The sequence below is a fragment of the Kocuria marina genome, from assembly GCF_000786655.1.
Lineage (GTDB): Bacteria > Actinomycetota > Actinomycetes > Actinomycetales > Micrococcaceae > Kocuria > Kocuria marina_A.
On the sequence record NZ_JROM01000016.1, the window covers coordinates 97,179 to 122,996 of the forward strand.

A 25,818-nucleotide genomic window follows, 5' to 3' on the forward strand; every position below is an offset into this window, starting at 1 on the left:
CGGCTCATCGCCAAAACCCTCAGACCACCGTAAAAACCATCACCCCTAGCCAGAGCAACAATAAAGACATAAGACACGGTGACCGCACCCTGGAGGGAGATGGACGGGATGCCGAGAGGGCTGGTCCGTACCCCGGGTAGGGGGGACAACGTGGTACCCCTGGTTTCGATGATGGCGGGGGGGACCCCATTACCACTCCCCACTGGGGCACGGCACAGCCCTCTCGGCATCCACTCCGTACACACTCGGTGCCAATACAGCGTTACAGGGAGCGCCCTGCCTTGTTGTGCTGCGGGTTGTCTGGCTTACAGTGCGGTCACCATACGAGTGTCGGCCGTGCGTCCTGGGGCTGTGTGGCGAGGTAGTCCTCGACGGTCTTCGAGCCCCGGCGACTGTTACACAGTCGATGCGAGATGAGGAGTCGTCCGAATAGGCCGTTCGGTCCTGATGTGGCCACCGCGTCGGCGTGATCGGCTGATGGTGCGTAGTTGCTGTTCGGGTCAGCGTCCCATGCGATAGGTTCGCCGCATAGGTGGCATGCGGCGTCGGTTGCGCGTGCTCGTGCGAAGAGTCTGGCTTTGGCTTCGCGGTATCTGCGGTGTGTGCGTTCTGTGGTCATGGGTGCTCCTAAATTGCGAGATGGCCCCGCACCTGCTGTGTGGGCAGATGCGGGGCCACTTCGTTGGTTGGTTACGCGGGGGTCATGCGGACAACGCGGGCTTCGTCGGCGAAGCCCCAGCTGGCGCGCATGGTCGTCTTGACGGAAAGGCGATCACTCGACCAGTAAGGCGCGTCGGAGGTTTCGACCGTGGCGTCCTTGCGCACAACGCTGATGATCGACGCGGCGTCCACTGCGTAGGCGGTGCCTGCGGTCAGGTCCGGGACCACGATCAGCGGGAGTCCGTTGATGGTGGTCGCGCCGGGCTGGGACCGCTCCAGAAGGTTCTGATTCGATCCGGTGCCGGTCTTGAGCGTGGCGATGGCCAGTGCGTCGGCCTCGGAGACCAGGTAGGCGGTTGCGTTGCCGCCGAGTCCCGCGATTGCGTACGCGGCTTCGACGAAGCTATCGAGGTCCGCGAGGTCCAGCTCGGCTTCCGTGGCTCCGGTCAGCCCTGCGAGCCCGGTTGGTTCCGGGTTGGCGAGGGTGGGGACGTTCGTGCTCGTGATAAACGACTTGTCGAGCTGCGCACGGATGCCCCGAATCATGGACTGGCCGAGCAGTTCCTGGGCGGCGGGGTCGGAATCTTCGGCCGCCTCTTTCGTCACGTTGGACAACGCGGCGATCTTGCCGGGGGTGATTACCACGTCACCGACGGCGATGCCGGTTTCGGGGATCTCGGCACCCTCGGCCACCCACGCGGCGGATGCTTCTTGCGTGAGTCGCGGGAATCGGATCGAATGGTTGCCCGTCACGACGGTTTTGCTAACCGCGGGATTCAGAAGAATTGACGTGTCAATCAGCGGTTGGATCAGCAGGTCTTGTGCGACCTGCTCGGGGATGATTGCTGATGCGTCTTTGCTGAAAAGTGTTGCCATGATAAATGCGCCTCCTTGGCGATATGAACGGTTGAGCGTTGTGCTCTGGTGTTCTTCTGCCAGCTGTCGGTCCTGCCGGTAATGCTGGTGCGTTTCGCCTGGAGACGCTTGAAGTATTCTGTTGGGTTCCGGCACCCGGTGCCGGTATCGTGAACGGGAATCTCCGGGATTCCTGCTCATTCACTATTATATGCGAAGAATCCCCGCACCTGGTAATAGGTGCGGGGATTCTCGCGGGTGTGTTTACTGCTTTTTCAGAACGTCACCCCACGTGTTACCACCACGACCGTTGAGCATCTCTCTCCGGCCCCGTTCGGCGCGCAGTGCTTCGAGGGCGTGGGCCATGCCTCGGCGCGCGACGACGTCCGGGGATGACAGGTCCTCCCCGTAGCGTGCGGCGGTGTCATCCACGGCTTCGCGGAGTTTTTTGGTATCGACCTGCCCGTTCTCGTCGAGGATCCCGGGGAGGTCGTAACCGGCGGCGGTAAACGCGTCGTAGGTCACGCGCTGCTGGGCGAGGACGTCGCGCAACCGCCCGGTGCGTAGGTGGTCGAGTTCAGCGCGGGTCTCGTCGAGCTCGGTGGTCAACGCGCGTACGTGCTCGGTGGCTTCTCGTAGTTCCACGCGGCGCTCTGCGGCTTCCTTGCGTGCCTTGGCGAGTTGTTTCTCCAGGGGCGTGGCCTTGTTGTCCTGCTCGTCGCCGTGGGGCTCGTCCTGCTGGGCGTCGTGCTCCGGTTGCCCGGGCGCGGTGTCCTGCGGGGTGTCGGGGCGTTCCACGGGGGTGTCCTCGTCGTGCTGCTCGTCCTGCACGGCAGTGTTCTCGTCCTGGTTGGTGCTCATGGTTTCTCCTCCTACTTACTGGTGATCTTGGTTTGTGCGGCGCGCACGATCGCGGTCGCGAGTTTCTGCGGGTCGAGGTTGCCCTCTCCGTCGAGTAGATGCCGGGGTGTGGTCGCGGTCCACAGGTCGGCCGGCCCCAGCCCGCACCGCCACGCGAGGTCACCCACGAACCGGGCTTGTTCCCGGGTCAGGGTGGGTTCGGTGGTACGGGGCTCAGCGGGGCCGGGGAGCTCGTTGGCCGCGATTGCTTCCGCGAGGGCGTTGCGCATGCTCTGCGCGTTCGGCGTGGTCATTGCAGTCCCGCCCGTCGTCCGAGTTCCCCGGCCAGGGCGTCCCGAGCGCGTTCCTCGTGCACGGTCAGCGTGGCGAGCTTGTCGTCCAGTCGCCACTGAGTAAATCTCGGTTCGTGGAGTCCCCGGACGCCGAGGATCAGCGGGACGCCGTGGTCGGTCCACGCGACCACACGGTGAAAGCGGGGCTCTAATCCGGGTCGGATTTCTTTGACCCTGATCCAATCGTTCGTGTTGATAATCATGATTGTTCCAATCTGTTCTGTATTTGTGTGAGTTGTCGCCGGATATCCGGTAACGCCCATTGCGGGATAAACACGGTGGCGTTTTTGGTGGTGATATAAACCCCGGGTTTCTTGTTCTGTGATCCGGGTGTTAGGCGGAGAGTTCTTGGTTCTTGCGGGAGGCCCATTCCGTCACCCCCTCCCGGTCCTGTTCTTCGTAGATATCGATCAGCGCGTCCGCGACTCGGACTAGTTCTTCGTGCGGTATGAACACTTTGATGTATTGGCCGCGGACGAGGATCGCGCCGGGGTGCGGGTCGGTTGCCGGGTCCCAGAGGTAGGCCCGGGGTTCCAGTGGTAGGCGTTTCATAGTGGTGTCCTTGTCTTAGGCCGCAGGCTTGTCAGCGAGAGCGGTGTGGTGGTCACAGAACGGGGAGTTTTCGAGCGCGGTGTCTTGGCATGCGAAGCGCTGGCAGTTGCCGCCGTCGGTTGTCTGCAAGGAAGTAGCCCGTTCCAGCCGCGAATCCTCATAGGTCCCGGCTTCCTCCCCATAGATCCCATAGGTCCCGGGGTCGGGATGTATGGGATCTATGGGGGTTCGCCCGGGATCTATGGAGCCTTCTTCGATCTGCCAGAACGGAACCGAGCCTTTACCGAAGCCGTTCCGCCCAGATACAACCTTGGGGTTGCTGATCCGGGGACGACGGTTCTGTAGCGTCTTGAACTCGTACCCCGCATCGCGAGCAGCGGTCTTCAGGTCTTTGACGGCCATGCTGCCCCCGGCCTCGGTGAGCACCTCAATCAGCCAACTGTCCAGCTCGTTGCGGTCCTCGGCATCCGCCCCCGCCTCACCCGGTTCTCGGTTGATAAGGTCTCCCACGGTCACTTCGGAGGCCCCCAGGAAGCGCACCGCCCCCACGTTCGTGGGGCCGTCCTCGGTGTCCACGTCCACGGATTCCAAGGCGAATTTCCACGAACCCCGCCCGGTGCCGTAATTGTTTTTGTCCTGCGTGAGAATCCGCTCATTAGTATCAGGGTCCGTGGCGAACGCGAGATATGACCGGGTAAGGTCACGCCACGCATGTGATCCCGACAATTTCGCGCCCACATTTCCCGCGCCTTTACCGAAATGGTTAATCAGCACGATAGCGAGGTCTTTATCCTGTGCTAATGCCATAAGCGGTTCATAGGACCTCCGCACGTCCTGCACTTTGTTCATGTCGCCGTCCATGAGCGAGGGGGCGGGGTCCACGATCACCATCCGCGCTCCGGTCTGGTCCACGGCCTCCCGCAGTAACGCAAGATCCAGGGGGAACCGCAGTTCACGTTCAGCGGTGGCGAACTCGGTGACCGTGGCCGCTTGCACCTGGGCAACCCGTTCCAGATCCGCCCCCGCGGCGAGCAACCGGGGCACCATCACCGTGGGCCAGTCATCCTCGGGGCCGAACACGATCACCGGGTGTTTCTGCCCGTGGAGGTCTCCGGGCAGGGTGCCCCGGGTGAGCTGGGCGGCAACGTGGAGCATGAACGTGGACTTACCTTCCCCGCCCGCCCCGGCTGCGATAGTGCCGGTGCCCAGGGGGATCACTCCCTGCCCTTCGGGTGCCCACAGCCACCGTTGCCGGTGAGGTTTGATCTGGTGAGCGAACGTCACCCGCAACTCGGTGCGGGTCTCATCGTCGATATAACCCATCTTTTACTCCATCTACGATTTATGCGGCTTCCCGTAACGGGGGAAACATTTCCCGGCGTTCCATTTCCGTAAGCGGGCGGTCATACCCCGGGATCGGATTGTTCTCCCACGGTGGTGCGCCCAATTGCTCGGACAGCGATTTCCTTACAGCGTTTCGGATGAGCGGGTCCAGGGATTCTTCTGCGTGGTGGCGTCCCATTTCCGTCCCCAACAAGTACGCCGCCCTGACTTTCGGGTCTGGATCATCCAGGAAAGCCAGGGCGGCGCGAAGGGTCTCGGTAGGGACACCTTCGAGGTGCCCCATCACGGTCAGATCCCCGGGCCGATCTCAGGGCCGGTCACGGCGGTCACGAGCAGCGGCGCCCCGTACAGCAGCGCCGCCACCACGAGGGCCGCCGCGAGAACGGCGGCCGCGTCGAGGACACGCCGCCCGCGGGTGGTTAGGCGCAGCCCCTTCACCGCGACCACCGCCCAAAGAGGTCGCGGTGCACGAGCACCCAGCAGCGCGGACAGAACTCGTCCGACGGCGACAAGGAGTTCCGCAGCTCGGTCACCTCCGGGGCCTGCTTCCACTGGAACCCGCACACGGCGCGAAAGTCCTCCCGGTCCTCCAGTACAGCGTTATCGAACCGGTGAATGTTGATGTAGTGAATGTATGCGGACGGGTGCCTCAGATCATTCAGGTCACCGACCGCCGTAGCGTTGAAGCGTTCCAGCTCTTCGGCTACCAGCGCCCGGTACTTGGTTCGTGGAGTAATGGCGGGGGCGCTCATCGGGCCACATCCGTGCCGTCGAGGTGCGATTCCTGCGCGGCCCACCATGCACACACGCGGTCCAGGACGGCGCGGATGTCTTCGGCCGTGACCTCTTCGACTTCCAATCGGAGGTTGTAGAAAGTGTGCTCGGGTCCCGCGGGGTACTTCACGGCCTCCGCCTCCAGCTCGTCACTGACAACGAGATCCGCACCCCAAAAAAGGAGCGTGCCGTCCGTGTCGTGCTGTGGCTGGAACCTGGGCGGGACGCTCGCGGGGCGGGCGGTGGCCTGGGTAGAATGGTTCATTGCAGGTACCTCCTGATGGGTGGTGTCTGTGAAAAGGAGAGAATTGGATTTCTCGGGAACCCCGGAGGCGTGGCAGCTGGCCGGGGTTTCTCCCTGTGGGGGGCTCATTGCGTGTCGTCCTCTCGCGGGAAACTGCGCCACACGCGACGCCAGGACTCGAGTGCGTCCTCGCGTATCCTGCGGCCCTCCGCGTGCTGCTCTTCGAGGGACCGGCCAGTGTCGTGGTAGTCCTCGATCGGCTCTTGCGTGTCCCCACGGCGGCGCGGGCTCATCGGTTGATCTCCTGCTCGGCCCGCTCCACCTCGTGATGCATCTCAACCAGACGATCCGCAAAGTACTCGGGCGGGGCGAAGAGGCCATTGGCGAAATCCTCGATGGGCTCCCCGTCAAGATGCCTGAGACGGTCCGCGAGGCCCAGTAGCTCGTCAAGGGTGAACGTCGTGAAGTCCACCATGTTCTCGACCCTGATCCCGTCTCTGTGTCGGAAAGTGCTGATCAGGATCATTTCGTCGCTGAGCAAGACCATTGGCCCGTCCCAGTGGTGAACATGCCCGTCACTGTCCTTCGCGGGGGTCCATCCGGTCGGCGGGGTTTCGTAGCGCTTGTTCATGCGAGTTTCTCCTAAAGATTCGTGGGTGCATTGAATTTCTGGGTGGGGATGAAACCCACCTCGCTATCGGGGGTCACGAGAACACCATCAGCGCGGAGCGTGGCTTCCTGCCCGGTCGGGTCCCGGCGACCAACTGCCGGATTGCCCGCTCGTAGCAGGTCTTTGTCTTTGATCAGGCGGGCCACGGCGTCCTCGGTGCTCCAACCGCGTTCCCGTAAGCCCTTGATCCGACGTCGAACGAGTGCGCGGGTGACGGTCATGCCGGCTTGTGCTGCCTCCTCGACCACTCGTTCGACTTCATGTAGTGCTGTCATGTTTCCTCCATGTTTTGGACATGCGGGGGTTGGGGGTCCGGCGGTCGCCAGACAAGGGACGGGCAGTTCAGGCGTTCGTGTCGGCGAACTGGGCTTCCAGCCAGGCGTAAACCTCGGACTCACGCCACATGCGGCGGCCCGCGATCTTTGCGCTGGGCGGGGCGGTCCCTGCGTGGACCATGTAGCGGAGTGCGCCGGGGCTTCGGCGGAGGATGTCCGCCACTTCTTCCAGGAACAGCAGTCGATCTGCCACCCTGACCTCCTAATGAGTGATCCGATTCGCGGATCGGCGAGTATCGGGATTCCCGATACTCGATAGCATGCCACAGAATCCGATCACGCGCAATCGCCAATTGCGGTAGCCTGTAGAGCATGGTTGACGACATTGTGATCGGGCAGAACGTGGCGAAGCTGCGGGGAGGCATGTCTATGCCCCAGAGAGACCTAGCAGCGCGAATGAGAGATCGCGGGTGGAAGTGGGTTCAGTCCACGGCCGCGAGCGTCGAGAAGGGGGAGCGCCCCCTACGGCTCCGCGAGGCCGATGACCTCGCGGGTATCCTTGACTGTTCCATTGAGGATCTCATGCACATCGAGGACAGAAACGTTCACGTGCAGGAACTGAGAGAGGTGGATAAAGAGGTTTCTAACCGATTTCTTGAACTCCACCGCCCGATGCAAAATTACTTAGAATCTTTCTCCACTCTCGATGCCTCACTCGCTGCGGCATCCTCGGATTTTCCGACCAAAGTTCTAGAATCTGCCGAGGCAACGTTGAATTACTGCACCCCACATAATCTGGTGTCAAACTGTATTCAGAGAGTAGTCGCCGAAGGCCCCGCAATGTACTCCACCGGAAATTGGTTTGATCAGTTCGGCGGTGTTAGTTCGGTCGTTGAGCAAATGACGGGATTGGTAGAATCAAAAGATTGGCGGAATAAGCCGCGGCCTGTCTATGGAGAAGCTACCATCGGTGATGATGGCTAATGCCCAGCAAGAACTACACGGGTAACATCAAGCAGCGCCCTAACGGGGCCTGGAGAGCCCGCTACCGCGACGAGGACGGCAGGGAGCACGCACGGCACTTCAAGCTCAAAAGAGACGCTGAGGCGTGGCTACAGGAGATCACCGCGTCCATGGTGCGCGGGGATTATCTCGACCCGAAACAGGCCGCAATGACAGTGGGGGAGTGGTGCGAAAAATGGTTCGCCGGGTACGGGGGCAATAAGCAATCCACCGTGAAACAGGCGCGCACCCACATCAAAAGAATTGAAACCCATTTCGGGCGGAAGAAATTGCGGTCTCTCAAACCGTCCGACATCAACGAGTGGACCGCCGCGCTAAAGAATGACGGCTTGGCGGATTCCACGATCTACGCGCTGCATTCCCGGCTTTCCAGCATTCTGGGTGCGGCGCAACATGACGGGCTGATTACCCGTAACCCGTGTTCTCGGAGGACGTCTCCGCGCATGGGAAAGCAACGGCCCTACGTGGCTACCACAGGGCAGATATGGGCACTGTACGAGGCCATGCCGGGGCTCTATAAGAATGCGGTGCTCCTGGGAGCGTTCGCGGGCCTACGGATCGCTGAGGCCGTGGCGCTGCGACCGCAGGACGTGGACCGAGAAACGCGTACTATCAACCCACGTTTCCAGTACCCCCACGAGACGCTGAAAACGGATGCGTCCCGGTGGCCCGTGCCCGTCCCCACGACCCTCATAGACGCCCTGGACGGCTCTCTACGGGACGTGAAGGAACCGGAGTGCTACGTGCTCAACGAGTGGGGGCGCGGGGCGTCACCGGACCGCACAGGACACCACTTCACCGAAGCCAAGCAGCAAGTGGACGGCCTGCCCGAAGGGTTCCGGTTCCATGATCTCCGCCATTACTTCGCGTCGCAGCTCATCGGCGCGGGTCTCGACATCCTCGCCGTTCAGCACGCCGTCCGCCACGAGAAACCCTCGACCACGCTCAACGTGTACGGGCACCTCCTCTCCGACAAAAACGAGTCCGCCCGGGCGGCCATCGAAGCGCTCATGACCGGCCCCGGCGGACCGTTTGCGGACTGACAGGCCTTTTGGCCCGTTTTTTCGCTACACGCCGAAGTACATCTGGAACTCCAGCGGGTGGGGCACCACAGAGAGCGGCTTGAGCTCGACCTCACGCTTGTACTCGATCCAGGTCTCGATCAGGTCCTCGGTGAACACGTCACCGGCGAGAAGGAACTCGTGGTCCGCCTCGAGGGCCTCGAGCGCCTCGGACAGGGTGCCCGGGGCCTTCTTGATGTCCCTGGCCTCCTCCGGGGGCAGCTCGTAGAGGTCCTTGTCGATGGGGTCCGCCGGCTCGATGCGGTTGCGGATCCCGTCCAGCCCGGCCATCAGCTGCGCGGCAAACGCGAGGTACGGGTTGCACGAGGGGTCCGGCGCGCGGAACTCCAGGCGCTTGGCCTTGGGGTTGGTGCCCGTGATGGGGATCCGGATGCCCGCGGAGCGGTTGCCCTGCGAGTAGACCATGTTCACGGGGGCCTCGAAGCCCTTGACCAGGCGGCGGTAGGAGTTCACGGTGGGGTTGGTGAACGCGAGCACCGCGGAGGAGTGCTCCAGCAGGCCGCCGATGTACCAGCGCGCCACGTCCGACAGGCCCGCATAACCCTTCTCGTCGTAGAACAGCGGCTCCCCGCCCTTCCACAGCGACTGGTGGCAGTGCATCCCCGAGCCGTTGTCGTTGAAGACGGGCTTGGGCATGAACGTGACGGTCTTGCCGAACGAGTCCGCGGTGTTCTTGATCACGTACTTGAACTTGAGCAGGTCGTCCGCGGCGGCGGTCAGCGTGGAGAACTTGTAGTTGATCTCCGCCTGACCCGCGGCACCGACCTCGTGGTGGGAGCGCTCGACCTCAAGGCCCACCTCGTCCAGGGCCACGCACATGGCGTCGCGCAGGTCCGCCTGCTTGTCCACGGGGGACACGGGGAAGTAGCCGCCCTTCACGGAGGTCTTGTTCGCGAGGTTGCCGCCCTCTTCCTCACGGCCGCTGTTCCAGGAGGCTTCGTCCGAGTCGATCCGGTAGAAGGTGTGCTCGGGGGAGACCTGGAAGCGGGCGTCCTCGAAGACGAAGAACTCGGCTTCGGACGCGAAGTTCGCGGTGTCCGCGATACCGGTGGAGGCCAGGTACGCCTCGGCGCGCTCAGCTACACCGCGCGGGTCGCGGTGGTAGGGCTCGCCGGTACGCGGGTTCACGATCGAGCACGTGACCACGAGCGTCTTCTCGAGCCGGAAGGGGTCCACGAACGCGGACTGGGGGTCCGGGATCAGCTGCATATCGGACTCGGCGATGCCCTGGAAACCACGGATGGAGGAACCGTCGAACAACTGCCCGTCCGTGAAGAAGTCCTCGTCCACCGCCTTGGCCGGGAGGTTGAAGTGCTGCTGCACACCGGGCATGTCCGTGAAACGCAGATCGACGAACATGACCTCTTCGTCCTTGAGGAACGCGAGCACTTCTTCGGCTGATTGGAACATGGACCTGTTCTCCTTCTGTGTGGGCGTCCGATCGACGCCGCGGTGGCGGGGACCACCGCGGTCGTTCGGTTCTGATGTCCAGCGTAGGAACCTGGCGTTGCCCGTCCATGACACGAATGTTTCGTCCGTGTAACGCCCGGAGCGTGATGCACGGAGGGCTCGCCGACCGGTCAGTACGATCCCCAGTCTACCGGCGGGTGCGCGCGCTCCCACGTCGGCCCGTTAGGGTGAAGTCATGATTTCTCGCCAGGACATGGGCTCGTGGCTCGAGGGCGCCCCCCAGGGAAGCCAGCCCTACCCCGGTCGTCGTCTGGGTCGCCCCGCTGAGGGGCCGGGCTCGATCGCTCGCTTCCCTGCGCGCCTGGTGGCCCTGGTGATCGACTGGGTGCTTGCGGTGGTCCTCGCGGGGCTGTTCCTGGCGCAGTGGAACGGGTCGGGGCTGATGAACCTCGCGGTGTTCTTCGTGATCAGCGTGCTCATGGTCGGGTTCTTCGGGCGCACCCCGGGGCACTGGATCATGGGGTTGCAAGTCCAGACAATGAAGGGCCGCCCCGCCGGTTTCGGCAGAGCGGCCCTTCGCACGCTGCTGTTGTGTCTGGTGATCCCCGCGCTGATCGCGGACGAGGACCAACGGGGTCTGCACGATCGCGCGGTCGACACCGTCCTGGTGCGCGTGCGCTGATCAGCAGGATCGCCCCACGGTGCGTGGGCGCTGGTTCAGCGACCGCGCATGGACTTACGATCTGGGCGCGCACGCATGGGATCCACGCCCTTGGGGATCGGCAGCTTGTTCTGCAGGGTGTTCATCCGGCGGTGGACCACCTGAACTTCTTGCTTGGTGAGCTTGTTCTCCAGGCGCTTCATCTCCTTGGTGAGCTTGCTCAGGGGGATCTGGTTCTCGCCGTTGCCGGACTTGAGCACGTGGATGGGGACGTTCTGGATCACCGGGCCGATGCGGCGGCGCTCCTTCTTCACGAGCTTGTCCACGCGGTTGACCGGGCCCTCGGTGATGAACACGACACCGGGGCGGCCCACGGCGCGGAACAACAGGTCCTTGGACTTGGGATCCATCGCGGCGGGTTCCTCCTCCACGATCCACCCACGTTTGAGGGTGGACAGCGCGGCCCCCGCGGCACCGGGTTGTCCCTCAATGCGCGAGAATGCGGCTTTCTCGGCCCGCCGTGACAGCAGGATCACGGCGGCGAGCACCGCGAACGGGATGCCGATGAGCAACCACGTGATCCAGTTGCCGAGTAGCACACCGATGAGCAGGAACACGAGCAGCACGCCTAGGCCGAGCAGGATCATCCACCACAGGATGTTCGGCTCGCGCTCGCGAGTCATCTGGAAAACCTGCTTCATCTGCGCGAAGATGCCCGGGCCCTTGGCGGCCTTGCGCTGGCGCTTCTCCTCGCGCTTACGGTCGCGTTCGGCGGCCTTGGCCTTGGTGGACGTGGCTGGTGACACAGTTCTTCCTCGCACTCGCTGACACAGGGGATCCCCGCCATTCTATCCGCTGCGGCCCGACGACGCGGCGTCTCGTCCGTAGGGAAGCCCTCCCGGGTGCCGCGCGGCGCCCGGAACGGACGACGCCGCCCGGAAGCGGGCGGCGTCGTCCGCGGAGCGGTGTTGGTGCGGGTGTCAGCCCAGGCGGGCCAACAGGGAGGAAGCCTCCTGGGTCGCGGAACCCGAGTCGTCGATGTGGGACAGGTGCTCGGGGATCTCGCGGCCCATCTTCTTCATGGCGCGCGCCCACAGCTTGCCGGCGCGGTAGCTGGAACGCACCATGGGCCCGGCCATCACGCCCAGGAAGCCGATTTCCTCGGCCTGCTTGGACAGCTCCACGAAGGTCTCGGGCTTGACCCACCGGTCGATGGGGTGGAACGTGGGCCCGGGGCGCAGGTACTGGGTGAGCGTGATGATGTCGCACCCGGCGTCGTGCAGGTCGCACAGGGCGTCGTAGACCTCGTCGTCGGTCTCGCCCATGCCCAGGATCAGATTGGACTTCACGATCATCCCGTTCTCCTTACCCTGCGTCAGCACGTCCAGGGAGCGTTCGTACGCGAACGCGGGACGGATCTGGCGGAAGATGCGGGGGACGGTCTCCAGGTTGTGTGCGAAGACCTCGGGCTGGGCGTCGATGACCTGCTGCAGGGCGTCCGGCTGACCCTTGAAGTCGGGGATCAGGATCTCCACGCCCGTGCTGGGGTTCATGGCATGGATCGCGCGAATGGTCTCGGCGTTGAGCCATGCGCCGCCGTCCGCGAGGTCGTCACGGGCCACCGAGGTCACGGTCGCGTAGCGCAGTCCCAGGTCACGCACGGACTCGGCGACCTTGCGGGGTTCGGCGACGTCCACCATGCCCGGCTTGCCCGTGGCGATGTCGCAGAAGTCGCAGCGGCGCGTGCACGTGTCCCCGCCGATCAGGAACGTGGCCTCGCGGTCCTCCCAGCACTCGTAGATGTTGGGACACCCGGCTTCCTCGCACACCGTGTGCAGCCCGCGACCCCGGGCCATGGACTTCAGCTCCGTGAACTGGGGTCCCATCTTGGCGGTGTTCTTCAACCACGAGGGCTTCTTCTCGATGGGCACCTCGGCGTTGCGCGCCTCGACGCGCAGCAGTTTGCGGCCTTCGGGGGCGATGGTCATGAGTACTCCTCGCTGGTGGCGCTGGCGGGGCCCGGTTCACGCGGATGAGCGGTGCGGGCCGTTCTCAGGGGTCTGTTCTCGACGATCTGCGATTCGTGCGGTGGCTGCGGCCCGGTCAGGACACCGCGGTGGGTGTGGCGTCCCGCGCTCGGGAGTCACCCGTGTGCGGCAGTTGCACGGGCGGTGCCGGGACATCGGGTTCGAAGGGGACACACAGGTCCGCCTCACGGGCCGCGAGTTCCTGCTCCATACGCTGCACAACGTCCGCCGGGTCGATCCGATTCCCGGTCTCCTGGCTGATCGAGGTCACGCCGGCGTCCGTGATCCCGCACGGGATGATCTTGCCGAACGGGCGCAGGTCGTTCGAGCAGTTCAATGCGAAGCCATGCATCGTGGCGCGCTTGGAGACCTGCACACCGATGGCCGAGATCTTGCGGTCGGGACCGCGCTCGTCCGCGAGCACCCACGCGCCGGACCGGCCTTCCACGGTGGTCGCGGGCACGCCGAATTCCCGGACGACGGCGATGATGACCTCCTCCAGGACGCGCACGAAGCGCACGACGTCCAGCGGGATCGGCAAGCGCACGATGGGGTAGCCCACGAGCATCCCGGGACCGTGGTAGGTCAGTTTCCCGCCCCGGCCGATCGGGACCACGTCGGTGCCGTCCCACGGGTACTCGTGCTTCTCGGTGCGGCGTCCGGCGGTGTAGACGGGTTCGTGTTCCACCATCAGGACGGTGTTGCCGCGGGTCCCGGCCACGACCTCACCGTGGACCTCCCGCTGCAGGTCCAGGCACTCGCGGTAGTTCACGAAGTCCGGTGCCAGACCGATGCGTTCGAAGTGCAGAGCCATTCCGCCAGCCTATCCCTTCCGCCCGCCTGTGGATAACGTGAGCGGGCCGCCGCGTTTCCCGGCACAGTGGTGCCATGAACGCAGAGCAGGAGCATCCCGCCGCATCGGTGCGCCCCGGTGAGCGGACGGGGGCAGCGCCTCCGGCCCGTGGGCACAGCGCCCGGGAACGCGTGCGGGCCGCTCGGGCGGGGGAGCGGCGTCGGCGCGGACAGGAGCGGTTCGACGACGCCGCGGCCGCCCCGAGCGCGGGCCCGGCCCGAGCTGGGGCACCGGATGCGGAGCCGAGCAACGGCGGGTCCTCGTCGAACGGCGCGCCGTCCGGCGATGGGTCGTCGCGAGCCGGATCGCGGGGGTCCACGCCGCCCGTCACCGCGGATCCGGCCGAGGGAACCATGACGGACACCGTGACGCAGCGTGACGGGCTCGAGCTCGTGGAGAAGCTCGGGGAGGGCGGGGGCACCCGCACGTGGCTGGCCCGGGAACGCACGACGCACGAGAAGTTCACGGTCACGTTCTCCGTGGCACAGGACGGCGAGCAGCAACGGCATCACGCGGACCTGTTCGCCGCTCTCGTCGACACGTGGTCACACGAGCCGCACCCCGATCTCGTAAGCGTGCGCGCGACCCTCGGCGGCGGCGCGTCCCGGGCGCTCGTGGCGGACCACGTCCGCGGGCAGAACCTGTCGGACGCGATGCGTGACCGGGGCCGACTCACGCCGGAGGAGACCGCGCCCGTCCTCGCGGCGGTTGCGCGAGGGCTCGCCCACCTGCACGAGCGCGGCTGGGTCCACGGGGACGTCGCCGCCCATCACGTCCTGCTGACGCCGGACGGGCGCGCGCTCGTGGACGGGTACGGCGTTCCCGCGGGCAGCCGCACGGCTCCCGTCCCGTGGGGTGTCGCGGACCGGCCCACGGTCGACGGCGCTCCGCTCGGTCACGCGGACGCGTCCCTTGATCCATTCATGACCTCGGCGGCTCACGCGGGTTCCGAGGTACGGGTGGGTGGTGCTGCGTCGGAAGGCCGGCCGGACGCTTACACCGCCGCGCGGGACGTCCACGCCCTGGGGGTGCTGGGTTGGCTCGCCCTCACGGGCCGCCACCCCGGTCCCGATGCGCACCGGGTGCCCTTGACCCTGATGTGTCCGAGCGCGCCGCGTCACCTGGTGCTGATGCTCGAGGCCGCCCTGGCGGACGACGCTGCCGCGCGTCCTTCCGCGCAGGAACTCGCCGCGGGTTTCTCGGCCTCCGCAACGCGGAGCAAACCGGCCGGTCGGCCACCCGAACGCATGACCCCGGAGGTCATCCGCGCCGACGGCACCGTGGTGCGGCCCCGCCGACTCGTGCCCCTGCGCCCCGTTCCCCGTCGGCTCGTTCCCCCGCGTCGGGGTCGGATGAGTCCGGGCGGCGTCGCCGTGGCCGGGGTGGACACGTCCGTGCGGCGCAGGGCGTGGCTCGCGGCCGCCGGAGTGCTGGGTGCAGCGGCCCTGACGTGGGGATTCGTCGCGTGGGACGACGGTGGACCGGTGGCCGGATCGGCGGGTGAGGCACCTGTGGGGTCGGGTACGGCGTCGTCGGCCCCGGAGGCGGCCGCCCGGACACCCTCCGGAACGAACTCGCGGCCCGATGAGTCGACACCCGTGCCGGACGATGCGGGGGCTTCACGGGGCGCTTCCCAGCAATCGGTCACCGCGCCGGGAGAGACCATGCAGGACAAGGACGGTGAGGCGCGGCGGGCCGTCGAAGGCCTCGTCTCCGCCCGCGCGGCGGCGCTCGCGGCCGGGGACGAGACGGCCGCCGCAGACGTGTACGTCGCGGATTCGGGACTCGCGGTGCGGGACCGGGACCTGATCCGGCGCGCGAAGGCCCAGGACACCTCGGGATCGGGATTCACGGCCTTGTCCGGTGTGAGCATGGACGTCGTGCGGTTGACCGAACAGCGGCCCCGCGCCGGGTCGGGTCTCACGCCCGCCGAAGCGGCGCGCACCCGCACCTACGACGCCGAAGTCCGGACGCGGGGCTGGCACGGCGAACTGCCCGCGGGCGCCCACGTGACCCGGCAGGGGGACGAGGCCCTGCAGACCCTGCGGATCTCGGTGACCCACACCCCGCAGGGGTGGCGGCTCGCCGACGTCACACCGGTCGAGGCCGCCCCGTGACCGTCGGCCCATGACGGCCCCCGCGCGACGGCTGCGACATGAGGGTCGGCTCGTGACGGTTTCGTCATTATGGTCGGATCGCCGTGGGAGGCTGCCGCGCGCCGACGGCATCGACAGCACCGAAACGGGTGGCTGCGAGGCAGCCGCGGTCCCATGGGCGGAGACGCGGACCCGCGGGTCGCGAGCAGCGCGAAGCCCCGGTGCCTTCGCGATCCGAAGGGAACGCGCGGCGCCGGGGCCTGCGGTGGGAACGGGGGACGTTCAGGGAAGCGGGTGGCTCACCAGAACACGGCGACGGCGGCGTTGATCACGGCCAGACCGCCGACCGCGTGGGCCAGCCCGGTGGACACGGGCTCACCGCGCTTGGTCTTGCGCATCCCGATGAACGCCGCGACGGCCACGACGAGCAGGATGATCAGCTTGACGCCGATCTTCATGTGGTTGACCGCGAAACCGTCCTGCATCTCGCGGAAGACCACCATGACCAGACCGGTCAGCAGCATCACGATCGCGGCCCAGAACTGGCCGGACGTGACGGTGGGGCGCTTCATGGTGAAGAGCCACGTGCCGATGATCACGGCCAGACCGAGGAAGTGGAGGAACAACATGAGGCTGAAGAGGAAAGACATGATTCGAGCCTATCGGAGCCCCGTCACGCGAAACCGCCGGGATGCGTCCTGAGTGATCCAGAACACATCCCGGCGGTCGGGAAATCAACCGAACGGTTGACCGCGGTGGGTCAGGGGGCAACCCTTACAGGCCGACCTCCGACTCGAACTGACCCGCTTCCAGGCGCTTCTTGAGCGTGCCCAGGAACCGGCCGGCGTCCGCGCCGTCCACCAGGCGGTGGTCGTAGGTCAGGGACAGGTAGCACATGTGGCGGATGGCGATGGTGTCGTTGCCGTCCGCGTCCGTGAGCACCATGGGGCGCTTGACGATCGTGCCGGTGCCCAGGATGGCGACCTGCGGCTGGTTGATGATGGGCGTGTCGAACAGGGCACCGAAGGAACCGATGTTCGTGATGGTGAAGGTCCCACCGGTCAGCTGATCCGGGGAGATGGAACCGTCCTTGGCGGCGGCACCCACTTCCGCGATCTGCTTGGCCAGACCACCCAGGTTCAGGTCACCGGCGTTCTTCACGACCGGCACGAGCAACCCGCGGGGGGTGTCCACCGCGATCGCGATGTCCTCGGAGGCGTTGTAGACGATCTCCTTGGACTCTTCCTTGAACGTGGCGTTGAGCACGGGGTGTGCCTGCAGCGCTTCGGCCACGGCCTTGGCGAAGAACGGCATGAACGTGAGCTTGGCGCCCTCGCGCTTCTGGAACTGGTCCTTGGCCTTCTGACGCAGCTGGGCCACGCGGGTCATGTCCACCTCGGTCACCTGCGTGAGCTGGGCGGAGACGTCCAGGGACTCGCGCATGCGCTTGGCGATGGTCATGCGGATCCGGGGGGCCTTCTCCGTGGTGCCGCGCTTGGCGTCCGGCGCGGGGGCGGAGGCCGGCTGGGCCTCGGAGCCCTGGCGGGACACGGCCGGTGCCATGTTGGCGCCGGTGTCCTGGACCTGGGGAGCCTCGGACTGCTTGGCGGCCTCCTCCGCGGCGGCGAGCACGTCCTGCTTGCGGATGCGCCCACCCACGCCGGTACCGGTGATCGTGGACAGGTCCACGCCCTTCTCACGGGCCAGCTTGCGCACCAGCGGGGTCACGTAGCCGGGGACGTCCTTGGCACCGGAGTCCGAGGACTTGGCACCGGAATCGGAGGAAGCGGCGGGCTCGGACTGCTTGGCGGGAGCGGACTTCTCCTCGGAGCCGGAGCTCTTCTGGGGAGCCTTGGCCTCGGCGGCCTGCTCGGTGTTCTCACCGGAATCGGCCTCGGTCGCGGCGTCCTCGACCTGCTCGGCCTCGGTCGCGGCGTCCTCGATCTGCTCGGCCTTGGTCTCACCCGACTCGTCGGAGGAACCGTTGTCGGAGTCGGAGTCGGAGTCGGAGTCACCGGAACCGGCGGCGGACTCGTCGCCCACGATGGCCAGCACCTGGCCGACCTCGGCGTCCTCGTCCTCCTGGACCTTGATCTCCAGCAGGGTCCCGGCCACGGGGGAGGGGACCTCGGTGTCGACCTTGTCGGTGGAGACCTCCAGCAGGGGCTCGTCGACCTCGATCTGCTCGCCGACCTCCTTGAGCCAGCGGGTCACGGTGCCCTCGGTCACTGACTCACCCAGCGCGGGCAGGGTGACCTCCACGGAGTTGCCCGAGGACTGCTTAGTGTCGGCCTTGGGGGCCTGCTCGGTCTCGGTCTCCGCAGCCTGTTCGGTGTTCTCACCGGAATCGGCCTCGGTCGCGGCGTCCTCGACCTCCTCGGCGGAAGCGTCGGAGGAATCGTCCGAGGAGTCATCGGAACCCGAACCGGAGCCGTCACCGACGACGACCAGCGGGGCACCGACCTCCACGTCCTCGTCCTCCTCGACCAGGATCTTCTCAACGACGCCGGCCACGGGGGAGGGGACCTCGGTGTCGACCTTGTCGGTGGAGACCTCGAGTAAGGGCTCGTCCACGGCCACCTCGTCGCCCACCTGCTTCAACCAGCGGGTCACGGTTCCTTCGGTGACAGACTCGCCCAGCGCGGGCAGGTTAACGGTTTCAGACATTGTGTCGTCCGTCCCTCTCTAAAGATCGGAAAATGTGCAACGTGTCCCGGGTCCGTGCGGCCCCGGGGTGGTGAGGGGCCGGGTGCCCACCCCGTGGGGCGGGCACCCGGTGCAGTGGATCAGCCGTGCAGCGGAGTGCCGGCCAATGCCATCGCTGCCTCACCGATGGCCTCGTTCTGGGTGGGGTGGGCGTGGATGAATGCGGCCACGTCCTCGGGGTAGGCCTCCCAGTTCACCATGAGCTGGCCTTCACCGATCTGTTCACTGATGCGGGTCCCGATCGCGTGGAACCCCACGATGGGTCCGTCCTTCTCACGCACCAGCTTGATGATGCCGCCGGTGCCCAGGATGGAGCTCTTGCCGTTGCCGGCGAGGTTGTACTCGAAGGTCTCCACGTTGTCCTTGCCGAACTTCTCCTCGGCCTTGGGCTGGGAGTAGCCCACGGAGGCGATCTCGGGCTCGGTGAACGTGACCTTGGGGACGTTGATGTCCGGGACCACCACGGGGTTTAGCCCGGCGATCTCCTCGGCCACGAAGCGGCCCTGCTGGTAGCCGCGATGGGCGAGCTGCACGCCGGGGACGATGTCACCGATCGCGTAGATGTTGGCCACGCCCGTGTGCAGGCGCTCGTCGGGGGTCACGAAACCGCGGTCCATGGGGATGCCCTGGTCCTCGAAGCCCATGCCCTCGGTGTTGGGGCCGCGGCCCACGGCCACCAGCACGATCTCGGCCTCGAATTCCTTGCCGTCCGCGAGGGTGACCTTGGCGCCGTCGTCGTTCTGCTCGACCTTCTCGAAGAACGTGCCCAGGTTGTACTTGATGCCGCGCTTCTTGAACTCGCGCTCGGCGATCTTCACGATGGCCGGGTCCTCATTGGCCACGAGGTGGGGCAGACCCTCGATCACGGTCACGTCCACGCCGAAGGAGCGCCACATGGAGGCGAACTCGCAGCCGATCACGCCGCCGCCCAGCACGATCGCGGACTTGGGCACGAAGTCGATCTCGAGGGCCTCGGTGGAGGTCATCACGCGACCGCCGATCTCGATGCCCAGGGTCTTGGAGAAGGAACCGGTGGCCAGGATGATGTGCTCGCCCGTGTAGGAGGTGCCGTCCACGTCGATGGTGTTGGGGCCGGTGAGCTTGCCGTTGCCCTGGATCACGTCCACCTTGCGCATCTTCATGAGCCCGGTGAGACCCTTGTACTTGCCCTGCACGACCTTGTTCTTGTACTCGCGCACGGCCGCCATGTCGATGGACTCGAGGGAGGCCTTGATGCCGTACTTCTCCGACTCCCGGGCGCCTTCGGCGAGTTCGGCCGAGTGCAGGTACGCCTTGGTGGGGATGCAACCCCAGTGCAGGCACGTACCGCCCAGCTTCTCCTTCTCGATCAGCGCCACGCTGTAACCCAGCTGCACCGCGCGCAGTGCGGCGGAGTACCCGGCGGATCCTCCGCCCAGGACCAGAATGTCGTATTGGTTGTCGGCCACGTTGGCTCCCTCGGGGTTCGAGTTCTTGGTTTCTGATGCCCGCCCGGGTCCCGATCCTGGGTGTGTGTGGGGCGGTCACGGTTGGGGTCCAGCCTAACGCCACCCCGGGGGGGCTCACCAGACATTGCATCCCGGTGGACCCCCGCAGCGTGGCGCACGATCGGGGGAAGCCTACTCGGCGAGGTCCTGGGCCACCGCGAGCATGGTGCGCACCCCGAAGCCGGTCCCCTCCTTGGGTGTGTACCCCCAGGGCTGCGACTCGTTGAAGGAGGGGCCCGCGATGTCGATGTGCGCCCACGGGATCCGCCGGCCACGCTGCTCGGGGACGAACTCCCGCAGGAACAACCCGGCCACGAGCATCCCGCCGTACTTGTCGCCCATGTTCTTCAGGTCCGCCACGAACGAGTCGAGGGACGGACGCAGGTGCTCGGGCAGCGGCATGGGCCACGCGGGTTCGCCCGCGCGGGAGGCGGCGCGTACGACACGTTCGCGAGCGGCGTCGTCGCCCATGATGCCCGCGGTGCGCACGCCGAGCGCGGCCATCTGCGCGCCCGTGAGGGTCGCGATGTCGAGCAACAGGTCCGGGTTCTCCTGACCCGCGGCCCACAGCCCGTCCGCGAGCACCAGGCGGCCCTCGGCGTCCGTGTTCAACACCTCCACGGTGTGACCGCTGAACATGCTCAGCACGTCACCCGGGCGGGTCGCGGAGCCGGAGGGCAGGTTCTCGGCGAGGCACAGCCAGCCCGTCACGGTCACGGGCAGCTCGAGCGCGGCGGCCGCGAGGACGGTGCTGAGCACCGCGGCGGCACCGGCCATGTCCGACTTCATGGTCATCATCGAGGCGGGCGGCTTGAGCGACAGACCGCCGGAGTCGAACGTGATGCCCTTACCCACGAGCGCCACGTGCTTCTTGGCGCGGGCCGGGGACCACTGCAGCTTGACCAGGCGCGGCCCGTTGACCGAGCCCTGCCCCACGCCCAGCAGACCGCCGTAACCGCCGCGGGTCAGTTCCTTCTCGGCGAGCACCTCGACCGAGACCTTCGTGCCCTTCGCGGCGGAGGTCGCCACGGCCGTGACGAACTCGGGAGTCGCGGTGTCGGGGGAGAGGTCCACGAGGGTGCGCGTCAGGCGCACGGCGCGCGCCACGTGGGCGGCCCGGGTGACGGCGTCCTTGGCGGTCTTGCCGAGGTTCTTGGGGACGGTCACGGTCGCCGCGCTCAGCGGGGCGTCGGCCTCGGAGGCCGTGCGGGACTTCTGCGTGACGTAGGCGAACGCGCCCAACCCGATCCCCTCGGCCACGGCCTGGACCTCCGTCTCGGAGGCCACGGGGAGCGCGAACACGGCGGTCTCGGCGGTCCCGCGCAGGGTCCGCGCCGCGGCACCGGCCGCTTGGCGCAGGTTCTCGCCACGCTCGTCGTCCTCGCCGCGGCCCAGTCCCGTGAACACGACGGACCGCGCGGCCACCTCGTCCGGGGCGGGTACCACGAGCACGCGGTCGAGCGCGCCGGAGACCCGGGCCCGTTCGGCGAGCTCCGTCAGACGACGCCGCACGCCGGCCTTGACGTCGCTCGGTACCGCGAGCTCGCCGTCGTGGCGTACGCCCAGCACGAGGGCGTCGGGGGAGGTGCCCAGGGGCTTGGTGCTGGTCTCGAGGCGCACCTCGTGGGTGGTCAGGATGTCCTGCGGTGTGGTCACTGTCGTGTCCTTTCACGGGTGGCTGACGACGATGCGGCGCGGTACGGATGGCCGCGACGTGCGCGGCGTTCGTGTGGCGCGCACGACACCGATCCTAGCCAGCACAGCCCCGGGGAGCGGGGAATAGGCGGGGTCGCTCCGGGCGTTCCCTTCTCACGAGCGTCGGCGCCCCCGCGCCGCGCCCATGATTCGACGAGGAGGAAGAGTGCTGGATCCCACGGCCCTGTATCTGGGGAATGCCGCGTTGCTGGGTGACGAGCGGTTGCGTGGGCTGCCCATGATCGTGGCGCTGTCCGGATACGTGGAGGCCGGCCACCTGGCCGGTCAGATCGAGGCCGTCATCCTCGACTCCATGCCGAGCGAGACCGTGGTCCGTTTCGACCTGGACCAGCTCTACGACTACCGCTCCCGGCGCCCCCACGTGAAGTTCTCGGAGGACCACTTCGAGGACTTCGAGGCGCCCGAGCTGAACCTGCACGTGGTCACCGACGGGCTGGACCGGCACTTCCTGTTGCTCACCGGACCCGAGCCGGACACCCAGTGGGAGCGGTTCAGTTCCGCCGTGGTGGGGCTCGCGCAGCGGCTGCGGGTGAGCCTGGTGGCCCTCGTGGGAGGGATCCCCATGCCCGTGCCGCACACCCGGCCCATCCTGGTGACCGCCCACGGTCCGCGCGCCGATCTGCTGCCCCGGATCGACGGCAACAAGCCCACGTTCGAGGTCAGCGCATCCGCCTCGCACCTGCTCGAACTGCGGTTGCAGGAGGGTGGGATCGATCACGTGGGGTTGTCGGTGCACGTACCGCAGTACCTCGCGGAGTCCTATCTCCCGCAGGCGGCCGTCGCGGCCCTCGAGTACCTCAGTGCCGTGACCGGGCGCACCCTGCCCACGGACGAGTTGCGGGAGGCCTCCCGGGACGTGATCCGTCAGATCGACGAACAGGCGAACTCCTCGCCCGAGGTCCAGGCCGTCATCCAGAACATGGAACGGCGATACGATGACGTGGTGGACGCGTCCGCCCGTCGTTCGATTCTCGCCGGGCCCGACGACGCCGACCTGCCCGACGCCGACGACCTCGGTGCCGCCGCGGAGGCGTTCCTGGCCGCGCAGAGCGACCCGGAAGACCACCGAGAGTAGGGCCCCGCACCCGGTATGCACGGGCCTCCGCCAGCGAGCCCGTGGGAGGCCCATCCGCATGCCCGAACCGGTTGCACCCCGTCCGTCCCGGTACAAGGACTCACCCACCGCATGGTTGATTTTCGCGGTGGGTGTTTTCGCGTACTTCTCCGCGGTCGCGCAGCGCACGAGTTTCGGCGTGGCCACGGTGGAGGCCGCCGACCGGTTCCAGACCGCGGCCTCGGGGTTGTCCCTGTTCTCCATGATGCAGGTGCTCGTCTACGCGGCGTTGCAGGTGCCCGTGGGGGTGCTCGTGGACCGGTTCGGCCCGCGCATCCTGATCACCGTGGGGGCCGTGGCCATGGCGGCGGGACAACTGCAGCTGGCCGCGGCGCAGTCCGTGGCCGAGGGCGTGGTGGGTCGCATCCTCGTGGGTGCCGGCGACGCCGCCACGTTCGTGTGCGTCATGCGCTTGCTCCCCGTGTGGTTCTCCGCGCTGAAGGTGCCCATGCTCACGCAGGTCGTGGGCATGACGGGCAACCTGGGCCAGCTCTTCTCCGTGATCCCGTTCGCGGCGTTGCTGCACGTGGTCGGTTGGGTGCCGTCCTTCGCGGTCATGGCGGCGATCGCCGTGCTCGCCGCGGTGCTCTCCGGCCTGTTCCTGCGCAGCAACCCGCCGGGCGCGCGTGAGCTCAACGACGCGATCTCCCTGGCGACCGTGCGCACCTCCATGGGGCAGGCCCTCAAGGAACCGGGGACCCAGCTGGGCTTCTGGGTCCACTTCACCGTGCAGTTCGTGGGCAACACGTTCGCCCTCATGTGGGCGTACCCGTACCTGCAGAACGCGCAGGGGCTGGACCCCACGCAGGCCTCCGCCGTGATGACCGTGTACGTGGTGTTCAACGTGGCGGTGGCGCCGGTGATCGGCAAACTCAGTGCCCGCTTCGCGCGCCGGCGCTCCACGTTGTCCCTGGCATGCGTGCTCGTGAGCTGGGCCGGGTGGACGGCACTGCTCGTCTGGCCGGGCCACGCCCCCACCGTGGTCGTCTACGTGGCCGTGTGCATGATCGCCCTGTCCCTGCCCGCGTCCATGCTGGCGTTCGACATCGTGCGCTCCTTCAACCCGCCGCAGCGCAACGGCACCGCCACGGGACTCGCCAACGTGGGCGGGTTCGCGGCGTCCCTGCTCGCGATCTACGTCACGGGTCTCGTGCTGGACCTGCTGTTCGGCGCCGGTATCTCGCCCACGCTGTACGACGCCGATGCGTTCCGTCCCGCGATCGCCGCCCAGGCCCTCGTGGCCCTCGTGGGCACGGTCGCGATCCTGCGCTGTACGCGGAAGGTTCGTCGGGTGCACGGCCCCGATTCCGTCTGACGCCTGAGCGAGCGGGAACCCGCGCCGCGCGTCCCATTACGGCACCGGCTCGCCCCGCCTCTCCGCTCCACCGTAGGCGGCACCCATTCCGCCCACCGCGGCGAGCGCCCTCCACAGCACCACCCCGGGGTGCGTCGGAAGCGCGCTCGTGCACATGCGCGCGGACCGACCCCACCGAGGGGCGTCCGGTCGCCAGGGTGGCGCCATGACCGTTTCCCATGAAGCCGCCGACACCGTTCGCATCCGCAGCACCGAGGACCTCCTCGCGCTGATCCCCCATCAGGTGGGTCGCCAGCCCCGTAACACCTCGGTGCTGTTCTTCCCCGTGGCCGGCGCCAGCGCCCTGTGCCTGAGCATGAACTCACCCACCGAGGACACCGATCCGTACGAGCTCGGTGCGGAGCTCGCCGAGGTCCTCGCGCGTGTGCGTCACTGCGGGGAGGTGGTCGTGACGGTGTACTCGGACCATGCCCTCGAAGGCGGGGTGGATCGAGAGGCCGTGGCCGCGGCCCGGTGGGAGTGCGCCGTGGAACGGGCGGGACTCACCGTTTTACGCACCCTGGTTGTGGGTCCGCAACACTGGTGGGACCTCGCGGAACCGGACCGAGCGCTGCCCGTCGAGCTGATCCGGGACAGCGCGGTCAACGCCCAGATGATCGCGCTGGGTAGCGCTGCCGAACCGGATGCGCCCGAGCACGATCCGCGGTGGCGGCACCGGTTCGCCCGGAGGGCACCGGATGTCACGCGTGCGTGGGAGCGACTGCGTACGGACGACGGCGATCCCGCACCTGCGCGGGCCACGGTGCCGGGTTCGACGCCGCCCACCATCGACCCCGATCTGCGGCATCCGTTGACGGCGTGGCACCGCGCGGTGCGTTGCGTCCAGGCGGACAGGCAGCACTGGGTGGATGCCGTCCTGGGTCTGTCGGACGGGCATCTCGCGCTGCTGATCGAGGGGGTGCACGACGACCTCGCCCGGGACGCGCTGCTGTACGCCTGGTTGAGCGGTAGCACCGCTCGGGCCGCGGCGGCGCTCGCAGGGTTGCGGGCCGCCATGGTGCGATTGGGCGGCGGCACCTCGAGGTCCGAGCCCTCGGAGGACGAGATCGACGAGGCCCTGCGCTGCATGGTCGCGGTGGCCGGGGAATGGGACGGCCCGCCGGACTGGGACACCCTGGACAGTGCGTACCGGGTGTTGCAGGTGTTGGACGGGATCCTGGGTGCGGGATGCGACCCGCTCGCCGACCCCGCCGAGGTCGCAGCGGGCTCTCGGGAGGCGGCGGGCGACCGAGGGGTGTCAAGTGACCAAGAGCCGTTAGCTGACCAAGAGCCCTCGAGTGACCGGCGACCCTTGACCGCGGTTGCCGCGAGCGTCGTGGCCACCTTGGCGCAGCTCGAGGTGTACAGGGGTCGCGCCCACACGGCGTCGCGGTTGCTCGCACGCTGCGCTGAGCGGGAGGGTGCCGCAGGGGCCGGACGACCGGTGATGCCCGGCCGTTCCGCGGCGGCCGACGTGGCGCACCGGTTGCGGCGCCAGCCCACGCCGTGGTGGTGCGTGGACCGTCGCACCGCGTGGCCGGGCCGGGGCGCGTGGGAACGCGGTGCCTCGGACCATGGGTGAAGGCAGGGGCGCCTCGGAAGAGGTCACGGGGAGCGGACGAAAACTTTTCACGGGGTGCGGGAACAAACTGCGAAAGGCCGGTGTTAGGGCGAATAAGACCCTCAGAGTCTCGGCGGGACCCCGTGTCACTACGCCGGACT

Annotated in this window: 28 protein-coding genes; 7 read left to right on the plus strand and 21 right to left on the minus strand. The window is 67.1% G+C overall.

Annotation, left to right across the window (positions count from 1 at the left end):
- Positions 1–690: 690 nt before the first annotated feature.
- From AS25_RS03140 to AS25_RS03180, 13 genes are all read right to left on the minus strand, one after another.
- Complete coding sequence (locus AS25_RS03140; protein ID WP_172644403.1) at positions 691–1,536, minus strand: phage major capsid protein; 846 nt, start codon at positions 1,534–1,536, stop codon at positions 691–693.
- A 243-nt stretch (positions 1,537–1,779) separates the two neighbouring features.
- Positions 1,780–2,376: a hypothetical protein gene (locus AS25_RS03145; protein WP_035961334.1), complete on the minus strand. Its 597-nt coding sequence runs from the start codon at positions 2,374–2,376 to the stop codon at positions 1,780–1,782.
- Positions 2,377–2,387: 11 nt separating this feature from the next.
- Entirely contained in the window at positions 2,388–2,669 is a 282-nt protein-coding gene (locus AS25_RS03150) for a hypothetical protein (protein ID WP_035961336.1), read from the minus strand.
- Entirely contained in the window at positions 2,666–2,839 is a 174-nt protein-coding gene (locus tag AS25_RS14515; protein WP_156960877.1) for a hypothetical protein, read from the minus strand. The genes AS25_RS03150 and AS25_RS14515 overlap by 4 nt, the downstream gene beginning before the upstream one ends.
- A 202-nt stretch (positions 2,840–3,041) precedes the next feature.
- Positions 3,042–3,260 carry a hypothetical protein gene (locus AS25_RS03155; RefSeq protein WP_035961337.1) on the minus strand — a complete coding sequence of 73 codons (219 nt, stop codon included), beginning with the start codon at positions 3,258–3,260 and terminating at the stop codon, positions 3,042–3,044.
- Between the two features lie 15 nt (positions 3,261–3,275).
- Entirely contained in the window at positions 3,276–4,583 is a 1,308-nt protein-coding gene (locus AS25_RS03160; RefSeq protein ID WP_052160657.1) for an AAA family ATPase, read from the minus strand.
- A 309-nt stretch (positions 4,584–4,892) separates the two neighbouring features.
- Entirely contained in the window at positions 4,893–5,042 is a 150-nt protein-coding gene (locus AS25_RS14520) for a hypothetical protein (protein WP_156960878.1), read from the minus strand.
- Entirely contained in the window at positions 5,039–5,356 is a 318-nt protein-coding gene (locus tag AS25_RS03165; protein WP_035961339.1) for a hypothetical protein, read from the minus strand. Before AS25_RS03165 ends, AS25_RS14520 begins: the two co-directional genes overlap by 4 nt.
- On the minus strand, positions 5,353–5,643 hold the full coding sequence (locus AS25_RS03170) for a hypothetical protein (RefSeq protein ID WP_035961342.1): 291 nt from the start codon (positions 5,641–5,643) through the stop codon (positions 5,353–5,355). The genes AS25_RS03165 and AS25_RS03170 overlap by 4 nt, the downstream gene beginning before the upstream one ends.
- 104 nt (positions 5,644–5,747) lie before the next feature.
- Positions 5,748–5,915, minus strand: coding sequence for a hypothetical protein (locus AS25_RS14525; protein WP_156960879.1), 168 nt, complete (start codon positions 5,913–5,915; stop codon positions 5,748–5,750).
- Entirely contained in the window at positions 5,912–6,253 is a 342-nt protein-coding gene (locus AS25_RS03175; RefSeq protein ID WP_156960880.1) for a hypothetical protein, read from the minus strand. Before AS25_RS03175 ends, AS25_RS14525 begins: the two co-directional genes overlap by 4 nt.
- Positions 6,254–6,264: 11 nt before the next feature.
- On the minus strand, positions 6,265–6,567 hold the full coding sequence (locus AS25_RS14530) for a hypothetical protein (RefSeq protein ID WP_156960881.1): 303 nt from the start codon (positions 6,565–6,567) through the stop codon (positions 6,265–6,267).
- A 67-nt stretch (positions 6,568–6,634) separates the two neighbouring features.
- Complete coding sequence (locus AS25_RS03180) at positions 6,635–6,820, minus strand: helix-turn-helix transcriptional regulator (RefSeq protein ID WP_035961348.1); 186 nt, start codon at positions 6,818–6,820, stop codon at positions 6,635–6,637.
- 119 nt (positions 6,821–6,939) lie between these two features.
- Here AS25_RS03180 and AS25_RS14535 point away from each other — a divergent pair, with 119 nt between their 5' ends.
- Both AS25_RS14535 and AS25_RS03185 read left to right on the plus strand, forming a co-directional pair.
- On the plus strand, positions 6,940–7,551 hold the full coding sequence (locus tag AS25_RS14535) for a helix-turn-helix domain-containing protein (RefSeq protein ID WP_156960882.1): 612 nt from the start codon (positions 6,940–6,942) through the stop codon (positions 7,549–7,551).
- Positions 7,551–8,633 (plus strand): tyrosine-type recombinase/integrase, encoded by a 1,083-nt coding sequence (locus tag AS25_RS03185; protein WP_253270454.1) that lies wholly within the window; start codon positions 7,551–7,553, stop codon positions 8,631–8,633. The genes AS25_RS14535 and AS25_RS03185 overlap by 1 nt, the downstream gene beginning before the upstream one ends.
- 24 nt (positions 8,634–8,657) lie before the next feature.
- On the opposite strand, the gene glnA is transcribed toward AS25_RS03185, so the two are convergent.
- Positions 8,658–10,082: a type I glutamate--ammonia ligase gene (gene glnA / locus AS25_RS03190; RefSeq protein WP_035961350.1), complete on the minus strand. Its 1,425-nt coding sequence runs from the start codon at positions 10,080–10,082 to the stop codon at positions 8,658–8,660.
- A gap of 235 nt (positions 10,083–10,317) precedes the next feature.
- Between glnA and AS25_RS03195 the strand changes: the two genes are divergently transcribed.
- Positions 10,318–10,764, plus strand: coding sequence for an RDD family protein (locus tag AS25_RS03195; RefSeq protein ID WP_035961352.1), 447 nt, complete (start codon positions 10,318–10,320; stop codon positions 10,762–10,764).
- 35 nt (positions 10,765–10,799) lie between these two features.
- On the opposite strand, the gene AS25_RS03200 is transcribed toward AS25_RS03195, so the two are convergent.
- The 3 genes from AS25_RS03200 to lipB form a co-directional block, all read right to left on the minus strand.
- Positions 10,800–11,549 carry a DUF4191 domain-containing protein gene (locus tag AS25_RS03200; protein ID WP_035961354.1) on the minus strand — a complete coding sequence of 250 codons (750 nt, stop codon included), beginning with the start codon at positions 11,547–11,549 and terminating at the stop codon, positions 10,800–10,802.
- Between the two features lie 174 nt (positions 11,550–11,723).
- The gene (lipA, locus tag AS25_RS03205) at positions 11,724–12,731 is read right to left on the minus strand and encodes a lipoyl synthase (RefSeq protein WP_035961355.1); all 1,008 of its coding nucleotides are present in this window, start codon (positions 12,729–12,731) and stop codon (positions 11,724–11,726) included.
- Positions 12,732–12,846: 115 nt separating this feature from the next.
- Positions 12,847–13,584 carry a lipoyl(octanoyl) transferase LipB gene (gene lipB / locus AS25_RS03210; RefSeq protein WP_035961356.1) on the minus strand — a complete coding sequence of 246 codons (738 nt, stop codon included), beginning with the start codon at positions 13,582–13,584 and terminating at the stop codon, positions 12,847–12,849.
- 74 nt (positions 13,585–13,658) lie between these two features.
- Between lipB and AS25_RS03215 the strand changes: the two genes are divergently transcribed.
- Positions 13,659–15,740 carry a protein kinase gene (locus AS25_RS03215; protein ID WP_084117973.1) on the plus strand — a complete coding sequence of 694 codons (2,082 nt, stop codon included), beginning with the start codon at positions 13,659–13,661 and terminating at the stop codon, positions 15,738–15,740.
- A 278-nt stretch (positions 15,741–16,018) separates the two neighbouring features.
- Here the strand turns inward: AS25_RS03215 and AS25_RS03220 are convergent, their stop codons facing one another.
- From AS25_RS03220 to AS25_RS03235, 4 genes are all read right to left on the minus strand, one after another.
- Positions 16,019–16,369 (minus strand): hypothetical protein, encoded by a 351-nt coding sequence (locus AS25_RS03220; RefSeq protein ID WP_035961358.1) that lies wholly within the window; start codon positions 16,367–16,369, stop codon positions 16,019–16,021.
- Positions 16,370–16,493: 124 nt separating this feature from the next.
- Positions 16,494–18,386, minus strand: coding sequence for a 2-oxoglutarate dehydrogenase, E2 component, dihydrolipoamide succinyltransferase (gene sucB / locus AS25_RS03225; protein ID WP_035961361.1), 1,893 nt, complete (start codon positions 18,384–18,386; stop codon positions 16,494–16,496).
- 119 nt (positions 18,387–18,505) lie between these two features.
- Positions 18,506–19,873: a dihydrolipoyl dehydrogenase gene (lpdA, locus tag AS25_RS03230; protein WP_035961363.1), complete on the minus strand. Its 1,368-nt coding sequence runs from the start codon at positions 19,871–19,873 to the stop codon at positions 18,506–18,508.
- A 171-nt stretch (positions 19,874–20,044) separates the two neighbouring features.
- Entirely contained in the window at positions 20,045–21,568 is a 1,524-nt protein-coding gene (locus AS25_RS03235) for a leucyl aminopeptidase (RefSeq protein WP_035961369.1), read from the minus strand.
- 205 nt (positions 21,569–21,773) lie between these two features.
- Here AS25_RS03235 and AS25_RS03240 point away from each other — a divergent pair, with 205 nt between their 5' ends.
- The 3 genes from AS25_RS03240 to AS25_RS03250 all read left to right on the plus strand — a co-directional run bounded on the left by AS25_RS03240 (position 21,774) and on the right by AS25_RS03250 (position 25,678).
- Entirely contained in the window at positions 21,774–22,703 is a 930-nt protein-coding gene (locus tag AS25_RS03240) for a proteasome assembly chaperone family protein (protein ID WP_084117974.1), read from the plus strand.
- A 58-nt stretch (positions 22,704–22,761) separates the two neighbouring features.
- Complete coding sequence (locus tag AS25_RS03245) at positions 22,762–24,057, plus strand: MFS transporter (protein ID WP_052160658.1); 1,296 nt, start codon at positions 22,762–22,764, stop codon at positions 24,055–24,057.
- A 205-nt stretch (positions 24,058–24,262) separates the two neighbouring features.
- Positions 24,263–25,678: a DUF4192 family protein gene (locus AS25_RS03250; protein ID WP_035961383.1), complete on the plus strand. Its 1,416-nt coding sequence runs from the start codon at positions 24,263–24,265 to the stop codon at positions 25,676–25,678.
- Positions 25,679–25,818 lie beyond the last annotated feature (140 nt).

What these genes read in the sequence shown, in the direction of transcription:
- AS25_RS03140 (WP_172644403.1), bottom strand. Translation starts at nt 1,536, where the DNA reads ATGGCAACACTTTTCAGCAAAGACGCATCAGCAATCATCCCCGAGCAG.
- AS25_RS03145 (WP_035961334.1), bottom strand. Translation starts at nt 2,376, where the DNA reads ATGAGCACCAACCAGGACGAGAACACTGCCGTGCAGGACGAGCAGCAC.
- AS25_RS03150 (WP_035961336.1), bottom strand. Translation starts at nt 2,669, where the DNA reads ATGACCACGCCGAACGCGCAGAGCATGCGCAACGCCCTCGCGGAAGCA.
- AS25_RS03155 (WP_035961337.1), bottom strand. Translation starts at nt 3,260, where the DNA reads ATGAAACGCCTACCACTGGAACCCCGGGCCTACCTCTGGGACCCGGCA.
- AS25_RS03160 (WP_052160657.1), bottom strand. Translation starts at nt 4,583, where the DNA reads ATGGGTTATATCGACGATGAGACCCGCACCGAGTTGCGGGTGACGTTC.
- AS25_RS03165 (WP_035961339.1), bottom strand. Translation starts at nt 5,356, where the DNA reads ATGAGCGCCCCCGCCATTACTCCACGAACCAAGTACCGGGCGCTGGTA.
- AS25_RS03170 (WP_035961342.1), bottom strand. Translation starts at nt 5,643, where the DNA reads ATGAACCATTCTACCCAGGCCACCGCCCGCCCCGCGAGCGTCCCGCCC.
- AS25_RS14525 (WP_156960879.1), bottom strand. Translation starts at nt 5,915, where the DNA reads ATGAGCCCGCGCCGCCGTGGGGACACGCAAGAGCCGATCGAGGACTAC.
- AS25_RS03175 (WP_156960880.1), bottom strand. Translation starts at nt 6,253, where the DNA reads ATGAACAAGCGCTACGAAACCCCGCCGACCGGATGGACCCCCGCGAAG.
- AS25_RS14530 (WP_156960881.1), bottom strand. Translation starts at nt 6,567, where the DNA reads ATGACAGCACTACATGAAGTCGAACGAGTGGTCGAGGAGGCAGCACAA.
- AS25_RS14535 (WP_156960882.1), top strand. Translation starts at nt 6,940, where the DNA reads ATGGTTGACGACATTGTGATCGGGCAGAACGTGGCGAAGCTGCGGGGA.
- AS25_RS03185 (WP_253270454.1), top strand. Translation starts at nt 7,551, where the DNA reads ATGCCCAGCAAGAACTACACGGGTAACATCAAGCAGCGCCCTAACGGG.
- glnA (WP_035961350.1), bottom strand. Translation starts at nt 10,082, where the DNA reads ATGTTCCAATCAGCCGAAGAAGTGCTCGCGTTCCTCAAGGACGAAGAG.
- AS25_RS03195 (WP_035961352.1), top strand. Translation starts at nt 10,318, where the DNA reads ATGATTTCTCGCCAGGACATGGGCTCGTGGCTCGAGGGCGCCCCCCAG.
- lipA (WP_035961355.1), bottom strand. Translation starts at nt 12,731, where the DNA reads ATGACCATCGCCCCCGAAGGCCGCAAACTGCTGCGCGTCGAGGCGCGC.
- lipB (WP_035961356.1), bottom strand. Translation starts at nt 13,584, where the DNA reads ATGGCTCTGCACTTCGAACGCATCGGTCTGGCACCGGACTTCGTGAAC.
- AS25_RS03215 (WP_084117973.1), top strand. Translation starts at nt 13,659, where the DNA reads ATGAACGCAGAGCAGGAGCATCCCGCCGCATCGGTGCGCCCCGGTGAG.
- AS25_RS03220 (WP_035961358.1), bottom strand. Translation starts at nt 16,369, where the DNA reads ATGTCTTTCCTCTTCAGCCTCATGTTGTTCCTCCACTTCCTCGGTCTG.
- sucB (WP_035961361.1), bottom strand. Translation starts at nt 18,386, where the DNA reads ATGTCTGAAACCGTTAACCTGCCCGCGCTGGGCGAGTCTGTCACCGAA.
- AS25_RS03245 (WP_052160658.1), top strand. Translation starts at nt 22,762, where the DNA reads ATGCCCGAACCGGTTGCACCCCGTCCGTCCCGGTACAAGGACTCACCC.
- AS25_RS03250 (WP_035961383.1), top strand. Translation starts at nt 24,263, where the DNA reads ATGACCGTTTCCCATGAAGCCGCCGACACCGTTCGCATCCGCAGCACC.